This is a genomic window from Halarchaeum nitratireducens (assembly GCF_017874695.1).
Classification (GTDB): domain Archaea; phylum Halobacteriota; class Halobacteria; order Halobacteriales; family Halobacteriaceae; genus Halarchaeum; species Halarchaeum nitratireducens.
Genome location: NZ_JAGIKY010000016.1, coordinates 46,110 through 62,434 on the forward strand (window position 1 = coordinate 46,110; position 16,325 = coordinate 62,434).

Below are 16,325 nucleotides of genomic sequence, written 5' to 3' on the forward strand. Positions count from 1 at the left end.
AGTTGAACCACGACGCATAAAACGCGGCACATTATCTGCTGCGCCCTCGGCATCGAATCGGGTCATCTGTAGATGCCTTCCATCTTGTCCGCATCATTTCATTTGTCGCGGTTGACGGGATTGTACGGTAGGTGGGTTACAGCGGCTGTGTTGAATCGCCATACGGCGGTGGAATTCACTGTTTCACAGCCCGCTTGATGTTATAGACGACACACATCAGCGCGATTTCTCGGAACTCACGGAACCACGAACGCGCTCGCACGGCGAAGCCGAGCGAGCGCTTCACAGCCGAGTTCACGGTTTCGGTCATAGAGCGCTGATTGTAGCGCTGTTCGTCGATTCTGGCGTTGTGCGCGTGGTCGTATGGTGCGAAGATGCGATGTTTGATGAGCGGGCGAATCCCGAGGTCACGAAGGGATTCGCGGAGTGACTGTTTGTCATAGCCTTTATCGGCGGCGAGAGACCGCAGATCGCCCGCATTCCGGCGGGCGATCTGCTCAGCGAGGTCTGCATCGCTTCCTTCCCGAGTCGTTGAGCAGTGTACGTCAAGGACTGCTTGAGTCTCTGTATCGACGAGTTTCGTGACCTTCAGCTTCTGCACGCGGTAGCTTATTCGCTGACAGTAGTGGCGGCTCGCTGCTGAGCGTTCGTAGAATGTAGCGTCGATCGCGCCGTGTTTCGAGGGGTCGTGCAGCTGCGCCGACTGGCGCAGCAGCACTCGGCAGACGCTCATACTGATCCGGTCGAATGCTTTACACAAGGTGGAGGGCGAGGGGAGATCGGCCGCGTTGAGGCCGATCTCCCCGGTTATTTGTGGCATCTCCTTCAACAGGTCAATCGTCATTCGGTAGGACGTGTCGAGGTAAATCCGCAGACAATGCAGGGAAACAAGGGCATAGTCGGCGAATCCGCCGCCACCTTCCGGGGCGGCGGATTCGTCTCCATCACCGGTAACAACTTGGGCAATCGGCACAATCTCACCAGTGAAGCGGGAGATTTGTGTCATAGGCAACCGAATCTCTCCGCTTCAACTCCTTTGATTTAGCGCCCCATCCCGACGCCGTCTAGTGATTCAACACAGCCGTTCTTTGGGATGGGCGGATCATTCCTCGTGACACCCGCACTGCTCGTACTCGGGTACCCATCGACAGTCGCCGTCGGCAGTGGGCTTGCGTTTGTCTTCGGGACGAGCGTCATCGGCGCATTGCGCCACCGCGACCACGGCCAAGTCGACTACAAACTCGCGGCCATTATGACTGCCGCGATGACCGCTGGCATCGAACTTGGGAAGAGCGTCGTATTCTTCCTTGAGGCGACCGGCATGGCCGACCTCGTTATCAACGTCTCGTACGTCGGCCTACTCGCACTCGTCGGCTTGTTCACGCTCCGCGACGCCTGGACGGACGAGAGCGACGACGAGAGCGGGGCCAGCCTTGACCTTGCCGAACGCGTCCAAGCAATCGAAATTCCGCCGATGGTCACCTTCCGTGGAGACGTCCGCGTCTCCGGCGTGATCGTCGCGGCAATCGGTCTCGTTATCGGCGTCCTCTCGGGCTTCCTCGGTGTCGGCGGCGGGTTCCTCCTGATGCCCGCCATGATGTACGGGCTCGGCATCCCGGCAGCCATTGCCGTCGGGACGGACATCCTCCAAATCACGATTTCCGGCGCCTTCGGCGCGTTCACCTACGCGCAGTCCGGAGCGGTCGCCCTGCCCGTTGTCGCGTTCCTGCTCGTTGGAAGCGCACTCGGCGCCCGCATCGGTGCGGGCGCCACGAACCTCGTCGACGAGGACGAGATCAAGGGCTACTTCGCCGCAATGTTGCTCGCCGGCAGTCTTGCCGTCGCGACAAACAAACTGGGGAACATCTACGGCATCGCGGCCCTCAACACCGTGAGCACGGTGCTCATCTTCGGAGCCGCGTTCCTCGTGAGCGGCGCCGTCGTTCTCGCTGCCGTCTGCCGCCTCCGCAGTAACGCATCCAGCACGTGGTGCCGGCTCACCACATCCTAACCCTCTATACCACGTTCTCAGCCACAGTGTAGCACTCGGAGCGTAGCAGTATCAGCTTGGCTTCGCGTCATCAGTCAACTCCCGATCGTGGGGTATGAGAACTGCCCCCGATATTTTTCACATCACGCGATAGATTCTGTAGTATGGTCGCTAATAACTCTGTGGCGCTCGTGACGGGTGGTGGATCTGGGATCGGTCGAGAGACCGCTCTTGAATTCGCTGCGGAAGGAGCACGCGTCGTCGTCGCGGATGTCGACGTCAAGGGAGGCGAGGGGACCATCGCCGACATCGAAGCCGACGGTGGCGATGCATTATTCGTGGAGACGGACGTCACTGACGCCGCGGAGACCGAGGCGATGGTTGAAGCCGCCGTTGAGGAGTATGGATCCCTTGACTATGCGTTCAACAATGCCGGTATCGGCGGTGACAGTGCGACGGTTGAGGAGTACGACGCCGAGAGCTGGGAGAGCGTCATCGACGTGAATCTCGTCGGCGTTTTTAAGTGTATGCAGGCGGAGATCGCGCAGATGAAACAACAGGACGCCGGTGGTGTCGTGGTTAACAACTCCTCAATCCTCGGGCAGGTCGGCTTCGCAACCTCCTCCGGATACGTCGCCGCGAAACATGGTGTCCTCGGACTGACGAAGACTGCTGCCCTCGAGAACGGCGAGACGGGTGTCCGCGTGAACGCCGTCTGTCCCGGTTTTATCGACACGCCACTCCTCCGCGAGGGCGGTATGGAAGAGGGCTCCGAGCTCCGCGAACAAATCGCAAATAAGCACGCGATGAACCGTCTCGGCACACCCGAGGAGGTCGCGAGCGCTGTCCTCTGGCTCTGTGACGACGACGCGTCCTTCGTTACTGGTGAGGCCCTCGGTGTTGATGGTGGCTACCTCGCACAATAGACACCTCGTCCCCTGACTGGTCGAATCGTCGGCATCACGCTGTTGTTGTACCGCTTCGCCGCTCGCTAAGGTGCGATATTCGCAGGTATCTATGACGCCCATAGGAGCAGCGAAATCAGGGTTTCGGCCTCACTGAGCACGGACAGGACTGATCAGCGCCGGCGTCACGTCGTGCATTACTGCCCGAATTGCTGATTCACCGATATGGTTAGGCGTACAGCCACTATCTCATGATATCCGAGTCCATCGCTCTGATTCATATGAGTACACGCGAACCAACTATTGACCCGCAGCAGTTCCTGACGAACCTCCGTGCCTTCCACTATCGGGAGGTGATGATGTCCCTCGCGACACTCGCTGTCCTCGCCGGTTCGATTCTGCTCTTCCCGGGTTGGGGGAACGTCACGAAGGGTGTACAGTCGACTGTGACGACCGAACTACTCGCTCTCTTCGTTGTCGTCGCCATCGTCGCCGGCGCGATCAAAGGCATGCTTGGCTTCGGTTACGCACTAATCACGACGCCAATCTTCGCCTCGGTCATTGACCCGACGCTCGCCGTCGTGGTGCTCGCAATTCCACCGTGGATGATCAATATGTTCCAAGTCGGCGAGACGAAGACCGGCGTCTCCTTCATCCGTGAGGAGTGGATTCTGGTCGCCTTGGCGATCATCGGCTCGGTCGTCGGTGTCTACTTCCTCGCACAGTACAACACCGGGCCGATCGTGCCGTTCCTCATCGGCCTCATCATTCTCGCCTACGTCGTCTTCCAGGTCGTGCAGAACTTCGTCACTATTGAGGAAGCACACCACCCGATCGCGCTCAGCACCGCTGGCTTCCTCGAAGGATTCTTGCTCGCGGCGTCGAACCTCGGCCCGCTCCTCCCGGCGTACTTCCACACGTTCGAGCGCGACACCGAACGGTACATCGGCGGGCTCTCGATGGTTCTCGGCATCATCTTCACGGTACGTCTCGTTCAGATGGCGCTGTTCACCGATCTTTTGACGACGTATCGGATCTGGTTGGGCTCGACGATCGCTGTCGTCACGATCGTCGGCCTCCTCCTCGGCACCTATCTGCGGCGCCTCGAGATTGACCAGCGGCGCTTCAACTGGTTCGTCATCACGCTCCTCTTCATCATCTCGCTCAACATCTTCCGTAACACCATCCCCGCGCTACTCTGAGCTACGGTGTGAGGTAGGCGTACCCATCACTTTGGAGGCGTGTGAGCTCTCCGACGCCGGACGGAACGAGCTCGACGCCGTCGATGAGGTCGGCCGCCGTGACGTCCGTCCCCTCGATGGTGTTCTGACACTGCTTGATTGTGACGCCGCGCTCGAGGAGGCGTTCGACTCGTGCTCGCTCCGGGGAGTCGGTCGTGACGAGTTGGAGGCCACCGCTGTTCGTGACGAGCGCGACGTCGTCGAGGTCGATAGTTTCGTCCTCGAGGAGATTCATGACGTTGTTAACGACCCGAGCGTGCAGTTCGGCATCGTTGTTCGAGTGGTGGAAGACGGCCTGCATACGTTCGTGTTTCGCCCGAGTTCGCGATAAGGACTGGGGGTCGAGTGCCGTCGAAAGACCGAGATCGCCTACTCGTCCTTTCGGAGGCGCTCGTCGAGGAGTTCGCCGCGCGTATGCCACGTCCGAGGGCGACACGCGATGATGAGTGTGCTGACGAAGAACGCGGCGACGAGACCGATGACGACGAGCCCCGGAATCATCCCGATGGCTGCGGTCTGGAGCCACGACTCGGGAGAGAAGGCGGTGATACGGACGAGCCACGCGACGAGGAGGATTGCGAAGAGTGGGAGGTAAATCCGCCGTAAGCGGTGTGCGATAGCCTCTTCGGCGGTGATCTTGACCGCGGGTTCGCGGTAGTCGTCGCCGAGTCGCTTGCGCCACTCTGGGTCGACGACGTCCGTTTCGGGGTTGAGGCCGACCGACCAGACGTTCTCCTGGAGGGTTCGGACGCGCGAGCGCCAGATGTCGTAGCCCCGGTAGCGTCGCGCCTCGATCGTGAGAAAGACGCCCAGCATCGCAATGCCGATGAGGATGATGTAGTGTGGGTTGTTGGGACTGGAGAACGCCCACGTAAGAATGGCAGCCATAACAATAACTGCCCAGTTGGTGGTTTTGTCGAGGCGTTCGCGCCAGTACTTCATCCGGTGGATCTCGCCCCGGTAGAGGTGCGCCATCGCGCCGCTCGGCCCCATCTCCTCATCCAAGAGTCCCCTCCCGACGTCGCGATCCGCCTCGTCAGTCGTGTCCTCGGTCATTGTCGTCCCATTTTGAGTCGGCCGGCGATGTGTGGTGCGTTCGTAGGATAGGGGGAGTGTTGCGTCATCTTCACTCTCTAGTGTAGTAGCTAATGCACATTGCCAGCCATATGATTTGCCGGTTGTGCCCGATCCGTAGTGATACATGGACACGACAGCTCTGTGATCGCCGTCCCATTCCTCTTTCAACCGCAGTGTAGTGCAGGTATGTGCAGCCGTGTCCTCGCTCCAGTATTGTATCATACACGCAAACACTTTTGCGTGTGTAGGCCGTAATATGAGCAACCAATGGCTGATTCAATGAGTGAGATGCTCCGGCAGGATATGGAGTGTGAGGGGCTGCTGGAGTGCTTTCACGATCTGAAGGCGCTCGACAAAGAAATATTCCAGATGCTCTGCGACAGCGCGGAACCGCTGACGGTCGACGAGGTTGCCGAGCGAGTTGACCGGGAGCGCTCGACCGCATATCGTTCAGTTCAGCGCCTCTTGCAAGCCGGATTCATCCAGAAAGAGCAGGTGAACTACGATCAGGGCGGCTATTACCACGTTTACAAACCTCGTGATGGCGAGGAGATCGCCCAAGACATGCAGCGCACGCTCAACGACTGGTACGCGAAAATGGGCCAGCTCATCGACGAGTTTGACGAGAAATACAGCGAGCAGCGCCAGCGCGCGCCCGCAGAGAGCTGATCGATCTAAACGTACTGAGTCGACTGCTACTAACCTCATACTTGAATATATCTCTCTGAATTGCAGGGCTGTATCCGACTAGCTATCAACTAGCGAGTTTCTTCAGCCGTAGCAATCCCAGAAGCCGTCTTGCTGGGCAGTATATTTATCCCTCTGTATTGTGTAGTAATGTGTGGGATGAGCAATACTGTTATTGCCCCATCAGAGGTTGCCCGACGTGTGGAGGAGGACGACACAGAGGACCTTTTCGTCCTCGACGTCCGGAACGAAGACGCTTACGAGGAGTGGCGTATTCCGACGAGTACGAACCTCCCGATCTACGATGAACTGTTGGATCACGACTTCTCGACGCTCGCGGACCACCTTGAGGATCTTCCCGAGAGGCAGGAAATCGCCGTCGTCTGTGTCGGCGGTCTCACATCCGCGCGCGCCGCTGAGTTCCTTCGGGAGGAGGGCTTCGACGCGAAGTCAGTCGACGACGGAATGAACGGATGGGGACGGGTGCACCGCGAGTACGACGGCGCCGCTGACGACGTCATTCAAATTGTCCGTCCTGGAACCGGGTGCGTCTCGTACATCGTCCACGACGACGGCGAGGCAGTCGTCGTCGACCCCTCACAGTACATCAATCAGTATCTCGACGTCGTAGACGCACGCGGCTTAAAAGTTGTCGGTGTCGCAGATACGCACGCACACGCCGACCACATCTCGGGTGCGCGTCGACTCGCCGGTGAACTTAACGTCCCCTACTACCTCCACGATGAGGACGCAGGCGACCTCAACGAGGTGACCGAACTCGAGGGCGGGGACGCCATCGCCATCGGCGAGCGCGAACTCGATGTTCACCACACTCCAGGACATACGCCCGGGAGTATCTCCTTCGCCTTCGGTGATGCACTTCTCTCGGGGGATACGCTCTTCCTGCGGAGCGTCGGCCGTCCCGACCTTGAGGACTCCACGGAGGCCGCCATCCGTACTGCCGCGAGCGAACTCTTCGACAGTCTTGATCGACTCACCGACCTCGACGAGACAACTATCGTTCTTCCGGGGCACTTCAGCGACGAGTCCACCCGTCCGATCGCTACTGAACTCGGCGAACTTCGGGCTGAGACGACGAACGAACTTTTGAGTTTCGTCGCCGACGACGATGAGGAAGCGTTCGTCGAAACGATCGTTGAGAGCCTCTCCGAGGAGCCCGCGAACTACAACGAGATTAAGCAGATCAACTGGGGAAAGGAACAGCCAGGGGGCGACGCTGAAGCCCTCGAACTCGGCCCGAATAACTGCGCTGCAAACTGAACGCAGACGAACACGCATAGTATTGTCTATCTTTCTTCAGGGGAGAGAATCCCGCCGTTTACGGCGTTGACGAGACGCTTCGCGTCTCGTTCGCACACCAGAACACTCCGCGTTCTGGGGACGGGAGTGAATCCGACAACACCTCCACGAACCACGCATCAGCTTCCTACGGATATTAAGTAGCATCGTGTCGTAGTATGACGTACACCGAGGCGGCATGACCGCCCACCTAATCGGACAATATCGGGGACTCCGAGGCTCAGAATGTTCGAGACACACTCTCGAACCGCTGTGGTGTCTCGGTTAAGATAACTTCGAATCCCCCTGCCGGGGATAGGAGTAACGGCGGTGTGGTGGTTCGAGAGATCTTTGATCTCTCGGCATCACCAGAAGTCTCCGGCTTCTGGTTAGCAGTCAGAATGCTTCGCGTTCTGACGACATCACGAAAGACGCTCGCGTCTTTCGAACGACCCCGCCATCGGCCTGTCATACCGACAGGTCGTAAACCAGCAAATATCCCAAATCAGCGGTGCGGTACCGTGGGAAGCCTCGCCGTTCACGGCGAGGAGGAGGTCACATTAGGAATAACTGGCTCTGTTGAAATCCTCAAAGAGTTACATGTTCACCGTGTAATCCTACGGGATGAAGGCCCTCCCGAAGTCGAAGATTCTCCGGTTTACTGAGAAGGCAATCCATCTGGCACGCCGAGCGGTCTCTCGATACTCCTCGAAGTTTTCCAAACACCGCTACACACTTCCGCAGCACGTTGTTATGCTCTGTCTCAAGGTTCGAAAGAACACGACCTATCGTGGTCTGCTTGATGAACTGATCGAGATGCCGCGAATTCGTCACGCCCTCGGATTGGCTGAACTTCCTACGCCGTCAACGCTCTGTAAGGCGTTCAATCGGCTTGATATGGCTGTATGGCGTGTCATATTGACACTCTCAGCGACGCCACTTCCGACAAGCGGTGTTGTTGGAGTTGATGCGTCAGGGTTTGACCGTAGTCACACCTCGAAACACTACACGAAACGAGCCGAACTCACGATTCAGCAGCTCAAAGTGACGTTGCTGGTTGATGCGAAGGTAAACGCGATTCTCGATTTACACGTGACGACGACTCGGAAACACGATAGCAAGATCGCTCCATCGTTGATCAAGCGCAATTGCGAGGATATTGACATTCTGCTCGGTGACAAGAGCTACGACGACCAGAAAATCAGGCGACTTGCCCGGCAACACGAGGTTCGGCCACTGATTAAGCATCGTGAATTCACGCCACTCCACCGGGAATGGAATGCGCGCTTAGATACTGATCTCTACGGCCAGCGGAGTCAATTAGAGACGGTTAACTCAACGCTCAAGCGGAAGTACGGTGCGTTCGTCCGCTCACGACGTTGGTGGAAGCAGTTCCGTGAACTCACCATCACCTGTCTCAGTCACAATATCGACCGATCACTCTGAACGGTCAATACAGGGCAAACAGCTACGACTCGGTTTGATTACTGTCGCTTGACGACGACTGTATCTGCGACGAGGTCACCGACCCGTTGGTTATCATCCGTAAGCAGTATCAACACCATTGCGACGAGGTTCAACGTCGGGAGTGCGTCAACGATCCACAACAGGTTCCGCAGGACTGACGCCCCAATTGTACAGTTTGAGCCGTCGGACTTGATAACGACGAGTCCAAGCAGATATTTCCCCGGCGTGTAGCCGTACAGTCCCTCAAGTAGAAACCCGTAAACCAATGTTGCGACCAGTCCCGCGAACGCCAGCACGAGGAACCCGATGTCGCCGAGGGGCGTCCCGGCGAGTATAACGGCAACCCAGATTAGCCCCATGAGTATTGAGTCGATAAAGTATGCCCCCACTCGGTGCCAGATCACATCCCCGTTTGTCCCTCGTTGTGGTTTCGGATGCTTTTCCATAACTCACGTCTGTTATTCAAGAGTTATTAATCTTTGATTATTACTCTAAAGTAGAGTTGTCGAACAGTTCGCATCTCTCATCGACCAGCTGTTTCAGGTGAGAATTTGTCTGAAGAAGAGGATTTCAACAGAGCCGAATACCTCTGTATTCCGTCGGAACGTAGTCAGCCTTGCATGAGAACCGAGTATAGCACTGACCGCATTGACCCGACGACCGCCGCGCAGACGTATTGGGCATGCTTGACGACCTCAACGACACCGTGGACGTGCGCGACCTCCGCACACTCATTCCCGACTAAGGGCTGTTTACGAGTCTTCTGAGCCGTGATACAGTCTATACTACTTTGTTGAGGCTGTAGCAGGTGCTGGAGTTGGTAGAACTAGCTCATCCTCGCTTGGATTTCCCAGTATTACCGTCGATATATTTTTCACTTTGGCTGTTGACAGTGCTGGCGCTGTCGGTATCAGGCCTAGTTAGGGCCTCGGTGTAGCTAGGGCTACTCCAGCAGTCCGTCATGGCTGCGTACTTCGTTACCGATAGCCGCCATCAAGGGTGCAACCTCAACTGGCTGGACACCACTGCGATGGGGTTGCACCTCGCCTTGGCGAGAGAACCCCACTGAGCAATACATCACTCCGTGTTTCTACGCCTAAGCGTTGTGAGTAACCGCAGTCCAAACGGGTTTGAATACCATCTGTTAACAGGGCTGCAAACGTGGCTCATGATATGGCCTATGAGAATATTGATGCTGAGCTGATAAACGAGCTTCTCGGAGATGGCCGCGCAAGCCTCCGCAGTCTCGCCGAGGAACTCGACGTCTCCGTGACGACTATCTCAAATCACCTCCAGGAGCTTGAGGAAGAGGGCGTCATTACGGGCTACACGCCGATCGTCGATTACGATAAACTCGGCTATGACGTCACCGCTGTTCTCCAACTCAAAGCCGAGGGAGGTTCACTTCCCGACCTCGCCGAGCGACTTGGCGCACATGACCAGATGATCTCCGTCTACGAAGTGACGGGGAACTACGACATCATCGCCATCGGGAAATTCCACGACACGGACCACATGAATACGCTCATCAAGGAACTCCTCGGCGACGCCGACATCGCCGAGTCCGCGACCAGCGTCGTGCTCAATGCCACTGCCGAGAACGAACAATTCGATCTCAATACCGACTAGCACACATTTGAACTCCGTTGATTGACGAACAGAGGTACCTATTTTTGGATTTCCGCCTGTCCCAAGTAAAAACTCCCAACAAGTGGGAGAAAGGATATATACTATGCGTGTGTCAGGGATAGTAGAGCCAGCACGGATAGATACGGTGAGACTCCGGGAGTCAATTGACCATGCTAACTCCGGCCCGTGCCACACGTGTTACCCATAGTGGGTCGACCCTGCTTGTCGACCCACTCACCACTCCTCAAGAGACACCAGCGGGTTTATGAACTCCGTCTTTAACCCGATTGATCCGTAGATAGCGATTCTAGAATAGTGGCTCTGCTGAGACTCTATTGTTTCTATAATCCTATACTTAAAACAGCCGTTAGGTGTGTGCGTATTGAGCGGAAGATGCAGGTGGATGGTGGTTCCAATACCCACCTGCGAAATAGCGTGCTTCCTTCGTGGATTGCTGTAGAAGACTACTCCCCCCTATTGGATCGTCTCCCTGAGCAATCCAATTTGGATAGGTCCCTTATCTGGGTAAAAGTGCCCCTTCGTACACCAAGCAGTTTGTACCTAGTCTGTAGTTACGGTTCAGTCGCTCCCCTGTAGTTAGTGTCTAGGCCGGCACTTGACGACCAGCGGCACCATCCTTATTCGTTAATGTCAATTCCAATAGAGGCAGAATAGCGAGTGTATGCCGATAGGAGAATCAACAGATACCAATGAGATCCACATCATCGCACACGGTCGGACATTCAAAAAGTGAATTATATAATATACTATTTAATATTCGACTAAATTTCTATTAATTGCATAGGTATAGGAGTCATAAGATTCTTAATTCATCTCTATCGACTTACAGGAGAATGCATCGAGAGGAGATCGGTAGACCCCACGATGCTATACAAACCACAGAACGGGCAGAGACAACCGACGAGGCCACCACTAACTGGAAACGGTGGGGTGGATTGCGGTGACGGATTCAGAATCAGCAACCACTGACACTAGCCAAAACGCCTCTCAACGCGGGCGAAATCCCCGGAATTTACTGCGACGCATCGGAAGCGCGCTTCTCCTATTCAGCCTCGTCGCTGTCGAACCCGTCGCGGCCCAACAGACAGCGGTCTGTAGCGCGGACAACCTCCCGAGCATGATTGAGGGATTCTTCCAGTTGACGACGGCGCTGGGCATCGTTGGGCTCGCCGTCGTCTGGCAGGCGAACTCCCTGATCGATATGTTCACGCTGAGCCCCGACCAGAAGAAGGGTCTAAAGCGCCACAAACGCTCGGCGCTCAAATCCGCCACCATCCTCGTCGTCCTCGGCCCGCTTTACACGGTCGCGGGGTCGATGATGAACCTGCCGCTCGCACAGTGTGTGAACCTCGTCCCCTGGTAGCTCAAATCTGTCCTCCACGTTGTTGTCCCCGTCACGCGCAGTCCCGATAGCGATTGCCGGCGTCCTCCTCCTCGTGACAGTCACCGGACTCGCCGCCGCGAACCACCCCCGCCCCGGCACGGAAGGGAACGGCCTCACAGAGAACGAGTCCGCGACCCTCTGGTCGCACGACGCCGACGACTACACGAACGAATCCACGTACTCTCAGCACTACGGCGAGCACCGCACCGCCCTCCAACAACTTGCGAACGGGACGGACATCACGTTCACGCGGCCGCCCAAGACGGCCGCGACGTGGACCAAGCACGACTTCCGCGATCTCCACGCTAGTGGTCCAGAGACGTCGCTTCACCCGGAGAACGCCGACCTTGAGGATGGTACCCTCATCGCGGATGCTCACGCGACGATCTTCGCCGCCCAACCCACGACGCGAGCACACCTCGCATCCGGTGAGACACGCACGTATCTCGCACCGGACGGGACGCTTCGCGGCCTCGTCGACTACCGCGTTCGCTACCCGAGCACGAGTGCGGACTGGTCCCTTACCAAGCACCAAATCTCGCGCGTCTGGCTCACCCAGGACGGCGACACCATCGCCTCGAGTACCGGGACGCAGACGCCGACGCTGGACTACCAGCTCCAGAACGACCGCACGACGACATTGACGCTGCACGCGACGATCGAGGTTCGTATCGAGCAGACCACGACAGTGAACGGGAACACCGTGAGCACAATGACGGAGACTGACTCCATCACGGTTACCGACTCGCTCAGTGGGTCGGTGTATAATCTCGCGGCGTACCCCTACTACGCGACGTATCCGAATGGGGACGCGGGCGTCGCGATCCTCCAGTCGCGCCCGTGGCAGGGGTACACGCTCACCGAGACCGGGAGCGCTCGTGTGCGTGGTGTGTGGCGGTTCTACACCGCCCGCCACACCGGCTGGGACACCCTCGTCACAAGTACACGTAACGGCGAAACACGCACCCAGTCCGACGCAATTCCGGTCTCCGTGCACGCGTATCCGTCGCGGATTGGGCCGGTCGCTGAACCCGTCCGAACCGGCCCAGAAATCGTCGAGACGTGGGGGATCAATCGGTCGTCACCCACCCCGACACTCGGCGAGGACGTCCATATTGACGTCGTCAACCACTCCTACACGACGACGTACGGGGTTGCTGTCCGCGCGGAGCAGGTTGACCGGCAGGCGCTGCACGTCGCAGGGATCGTCCGCGGCGTGAACGCGACCATCTTCCAGCCCCAGGCCGGGTCGACACGCCACCTCCGCGAGAGTTCCCTCACTGCGACCGTCCTCTCGCAGAATGTCTCGGCGGCCACAGTCCGTCTCGAACTACGCGACAACCAGACGGGTGCGCCAATCGACCTCTCGCAGGAGCAGCGTGGCCGGCCACTCGCTCAGTCACCGACCGGCTACATCGCCATCGGCGACCAGCACGTCGAAACGAATCGTTCGGGGGTTGCCGTCGTCACGCTCACGCAGCCCGGCATCTACACCGCCCAGTACCAGCCAGAGTCGTGGCTTGGAGCCAACCCCGCCTATGTGCGTACTCAGGCGAGCGTCCGCTGGCACCCGCTCGGCACGCTCTCGGGCTGGTTCAACCTCGTGTTCACAACCGGATGGAAACTCCTCCCGTTCGTCGTGATGTTCTACGCCGGCCAGCGTCTCCTCCGCATGTTCGGCCTTGATCGCTTCCAAAACCCATGACTGACAACCCAGCTTCAATCGACCGTCGTAGCGCCCTCCAAGCATTCGGCAGTCTCACCCTCGCCGCCCTCGCCGGCTGCACCAGCACCCAGACCTCCGAACCGTCGAGTTCCTCAACGACCACTCCTGTTGGACCATTTGCAAGCCTCAACGTCCAAGGAACGACACTCGTCGTCGAGCTCGAGAGTAGCGCCGACATCGAGCACGTAAACCTCGTCAAACCGAACGGCTCGCTCTTCGGGACACGCGACGTCGCGCAGGGCACGAGTCGCGTCTCCTTCGACCTCGGCACCACCTACACACCCGGCGACTACGAGCTCGTCGCTGTCAACGACGACCAGACCATCGGCACGACGACGCGATCGCTTCGTCCCGACCTCCAGATTATCGAGATGGGCATCGGACGGAAGAACCCCAAGAGGATGTGGAACGGGACTGAGCGGGAGATTGCAGACGAGGCGTACGTGGTCGTTGAGAATCGTGGGAGTGGACCAGTTTCGGTTACGCAACTGTTGTTCCTCGGGATGGCACCCTATCCAAGCGGGGAAGACGGCACCGGATACGCCGATGACTCAGACGTGAGCGGGATCTATGACCCACAGTCGGACTCAGAAGCTTCGAAGGTAACCTTCGGTCCGAGAGATCAGAAGACACTCTATAGTTCTCGCTCTCCGTTCGCCTTCGTCCCCGGTAGTGGGACGACGTGTACGGAGAGTGTTCAGCAGGGAACGTTCACGCTGTCGCTTGAGGCCGCTCCCGATGCTTCCTCGGTCTCAAAGACGTACGACATCCGCTACTCGGCGGCTGAGAAGTTCAACAACTGCACGCTCATGGTCAGGAGGCAGTAACGATGGTTGATCTGATCGGCGTTGTTCTACAGGGGTTCAAGGACGCCGTCAGCTGGTTCACCGGCCTGTTCATGCAGGGCCTCACGACCGGTTACCAGCAGCTCTCAACCCACATGTTTGGAACACCGACCCCGCAGACAGACGGGGCGTTCGTCTTCGGCCAGCCGACGAACGCACCGTGGGAGTCAATCCATCATGCCTTGATTGGTGGCGAAATCATGATTGTCTCATTGCTCCTGCTCGTGGTCTGCGTACAAGGCCGGCATCTCATCCGGATCTTCAATATCGGGAGCACCTATGAGTCGCGACGAACACGCAAGACGGCGTGGGTTGGTGCGTTCCTCATCATCATGTGGTACTGGGTTGCTGTACTTACGCTCTCGCTCTTATGAAGCAGGTTGTTGGTCGAGGAGAGCTGTCGCTGTGAAAGCGTAGCGGGCAAGGGTGACGCGAACGCGTCACCCGATATGTTCCCATTTGAACTGCTACGCTCGGAGGCGAGCGCCGCGAACCTGCTGGAGCAGGTTCGCTGGCGCGATGGCCTCCAGTGCCCGCACTGCCGGTCTGAATCAGTGATCAAACACGGCAGCTATCGAGAGTATCAGCGGTACCTCTGTAAGGATTGTGACCGCACGTTCAACGACAAGACCGGCACGATCTTCGCACACGCGAAGATTGGCCTTGACAAGCTCCTGTTCGCGTTCTACTCGTTCGTTCGGTTCAACACGAGTATCCGCCAGTTAGACGCTGAAATCGACGTTTCCTACCGGTCGCTGCATCGGCGCGTCGAGCAGTTCGCCAGAACGCTCGACGCGCCAGCCGTCTCCCTCGTTGGCCCGGTCGAGATTGACGAGTTCTATGTCTCTGCTGGGAAGAAAGGCCGCGAGCGCGACCAACCGTCGCGCTCGCGTGGCCTTTCGAAACGTGGGCGAGGAACGTACGCCAAGGACAAACCGCCAGTATTCACGCTCGTTGATCGCGGCAACGGTCAGCGATACACCGTGCCAGCGAAATCCGCCGACGAAACGACCGTGCGACTCCTTCTCGAAAACAACGAGAAGGAGTCGCTGACTGTCTATACCGACGGATTTCGGGCCTACGACCCGCTAGAAGACGATGAGAACTTCCACCGGGAATCAGTGATTCACGGCGACGGTGAGTACGTCGATGGAGACGCGCACGTGAACACCTGCGAGAGCCACGCGTCGCTGGCGCGACGGTGGCTCTCGCCGCATCGAGGCGTCTCAAAAGACAACCTGACAGCGTATCTCAGACCGTTCCACCTCCGACGACGAATCCTCCGAAAACCCGGCCGAGAAGCACTCAAGGAGATCGTTCAAGCAGTTCTCTGACTCACCAACAATGTGCTTCACAAGAGCGTACGCTCTACCTCGTAAACGGCTTCACGGTCGCGCTCCTCCCGAGCCTCAGCTCACTCGGCGCCGCGATGCTCAATTTCCTTGAGAGAACGCTAACCAATCCCGGTCTGTCACTCGTATTCGGACTGCTTGGCGGCCTCTCGATGTGGGCATTGGAGGCACTCTACTACATCCGAGAAGTCCTCCTCTACGTCTATATCTACGGAATGCCGATTGCGTTCGCGCTCGCCTACGGGAACATTCCGGTGCTCTCGGATGTCGCGATGGGGTTCAGCAAACGCTTCGTCCCGCTCGCAATCCTCCCACTCCCCGCGGCCGTCGTGTTCAAAGGCTACGACCTCCTCTACTCGCAGCACGCTCTCTCACCCGGCAGTCCGTTCCTGAAGTATCTCGTTGCTGTTTCGCTCCCGGTCGTCGCCTTGCTGGTGACGTGGAAGACGTTCCAGTACGCGACGCCACTCACTGCGAAAGTGATTGGCACGGCTACGCGGGGCGCCGCACTCGTCGGCGGTGTTGCTGCCGGCGCCTACGTTGGTGGGACGAGTGTCGCGACGACCGCCGCCCGCTGGGGCCCGAAAGCTGCTGCCGGTCAGGCGGTCGCCGAGCACGCCAGCCGGCGCGCCGGCAGCGAGGAGAGCGAGGAGTCTGCGCCATCGTATCGCCGCACAGAGAACGATCCGGAGAACTACTGAC

Annotated in this window: 15 protein-coding genes and 2 pseudogenes; 13 read left to right on the forward strand and 4 right to left on the reverse strand. The window is 58.1% G+C overall.

The window, feature by feature from the left end; genetic code table 11:
* Window positions 1-175: 175 nt before the first annotated feature.
* Complete coding sequence (locus J2754_RS14215) at window positions 176-1,006, reverse strand: IS5 family transposase (protein ID WP_209590459.1); 831 nt, start codon at window positions 1,004-1,006, stop codon at window positions 176-178.
* An 87-nt stretch (window positions 1,007-1,093) separates the two neighbouring features.
* On the opposite strand from J2754_RS14215, the gene J2754_RS14220 reads away from it, so the two are divergent.
* The 3 genes from J2754_RS14220 to J2754_RS14230 all read left to right on the forward strand — a co-directional run bounded on the left by J2754_RS14220 (window position 1,094) and on the right by J2754_RS14230 (window position 4,097).
* Window positions 1,094-2,011: a sulfite exporter TauE/SafE family protein gene (locus J2754_RS14220; protein ID WP_211087836.1), complete on the forward strand. Its 918-nt coding sequence runs from the start codon at window positions 1,094-1,096 to the stop codon at window positions 2,009-2,011.
* A gap of 143 nt (window positions 2,012-2,154) precedes the next feature.
* Window positions 2,155-2,916, forward strand: a complete 762-nt coding sequence (locus tag J2754_RS14225) for an SDR family oxidoreductase (RefSeq protein ID WP_188873139.1) — start codon at window positions 2,155-2,157, stop codon at window positions 2,914-2,916.
* Window positions 2,917-3,176: 260 nt separating this feature from the next.
* Window positions 3,177-4,097, forward strand: a complete 921-nt coding sequence (locus tag J2754_RS14230; protein ID WP_188873152.1) for a sulfite exporter TauE/SafE family protein — start codon at window positions 3,177-3,179, stop codon at window positions 4,095-4,097.
* Between the two features lies 1 nt (window position 4,098).
* Here the strand turns inward: J2754_RS14230 and J2754_RS14235 are convergent, their stop codons facing one another.
* Entirely contained in the window at window positions 4,099-4,437 is a 339-nt protein-coding gene (locus J2754_RS14235) for a DsrE family protein (protein WP_188873138.1), read from the reverse strand.
* 68 nt (window positions 4,438-4,505) lie between these two features.
* Window positions 4,506-5,192, reverse strand: a complete 687-nt coding sequence (locus J2754_RS14240) for a DUF2270 domain-containing protein (protein WP_188873137.1) — start codon at window positions 5,190-5,192, stop codon at window positions 4,506-4,508.
* A 288-nt stretch (window positions 5,193-5,480) separates the two neighbouring features.
* Here J2754_RS14240 and J2754_RS14245 point away from each other — a divergent pair, with 288 nt between their 5' ends.
* The 3 genes from J2754_RS14245 (at window position 5,481) to J2754_RS14255 (ending at window position 8,645) form a co-directional block, all read left to right on the forward strand.
* The gene (locus J2754_RS14245; RefSeq protein WP_021780725.1) at window positions 5,481-5,882 is read left to right on the forward strand and encodes a helix-turn-helix domain-containing protein; all 402 of its coding nucleotides are present in this window, start codon (window positions 5,481-5,483) and stop codon (window positions 5,880-5,882) included.
* 177 nt (window positions 5,883-6,059) lie between these two features.
* Window positions 6,060-7,181: an MBL fold metallo-hydrolase gene (locus J2754_RS14250; protein WP_188873136.1), complete on the forward strand. Its 1,122-nt coding sequence runs from the start codon at window positions 6,060-6,062 to the stop codon at window positions 7,179-7,181.
* A 642-nt stretch (window positions 7,182-7,823) separates the two neighbouring features.
* Window positions 7,824-8,645, forward strand: a complete 822-nt coding sequence (locus tag J2754_RS14255; protein WP_188873135.1) for an IS5 family transposase — start codon at window positions 7,824-7,826, stop codon at window positions 8,643-8,645.
* 38 nt (window positions 8,646-8,683) lie between these two features.
* Here the strand turns inward: J2754_RS14255 and J2754_RS14260 are convergent, their stop codons facing one another.
* Complete coding sequence (locus tag J2754_RS14260) at window positions 8,684-9,112, reverse strand: RDD family protein (protein WP_188873134.1); 429 nt, start codon at window positions 9,110-9,112, stop codon at window positions 8,684-8,686.
* Between the two features lie 727 nt (window positions 9,113-9,839).
* Here J2754_RS14260 and lrp point away from each other — a divergent pair.
* The 7 genes and pseudogenes from lrp to J2754_RS14295 all read left to right on the forward strand — a co-directional run.
* Window positions 9,840-10,295, forward strand: coding sequence for an HTH-type transcriptional regulator Lrp (lrp, locus tag J2754_RS14265; protein WP_188873133.1), 456 nt, complete (start codon window positions 9,840-9,842; stop codon window positions 10,293-10,295).
* A 961-nt stretch (window positions 10,296-11,256) separates the two neighbouring features.
* A complete protein-coding gene (locus J2754_RS16305) occupies window positions 11,257-11,679 on the forward strand; it encodes a DUF7985 family protein (RefSeq protein WP_188873132.1) in 423 nt (140 codons plus the stop codon).
* Window positions 11,680-11,752: 73 nt separating this feature from the next.
* Window positions 11,753-13,405, forward strand: a complete 1,653-nt coding sequence (locus tag J2754_RS14275; protein ID WP_211087837.1) for a DUF8186 domain-containing protein — start codon at window positions 11,753-11,755, stop codon at window positions 13,403-13,405.
* Window positions 13,402-14,253 (forward strand): hypothetical protein, encoded by an 852-nt coding sequence (locus tag J2754_RS14280; RefSeq protein ID WP_211087838.1) that lies wholly within the window; start codon window positions 13,402-13,404, stop codon window positions 14,251-14,253. Before J2754_RS14275 ends, J2754_RS14280 begins: the two co-directional genes overlap by 4 nt.
* A 2-nt stretch (window positions 14,254-14,255) precedes the next feature.
* Window positions 14,256-14,642, forward strand: a pseudogene (locus J2754_RS14285) (TrbL/VirB6 family protein); the annotation flags it as partial.
* A gap of 78 nt (window positions 14,643-14,720) precedes the next feature.
* Entirely contained in the window at window positions 14,721-15,605 is an 885-nt protein-coding gene (locus J2754_RS14290; RefSeq protein WP_211087847.1) for an IS1595 family transposase, read from the forward strand.
* Window positions 15,606-15,637: 32 nt separating this feature from the next.
* Window positions 15,638-16,324, forward strand: a pseudogene (locus J2754_RS14295) (TrbL/VirB6 family protein); the annotation flags it as partial.
* Window position 16,325: the final 1 nt, after the last annotated feature.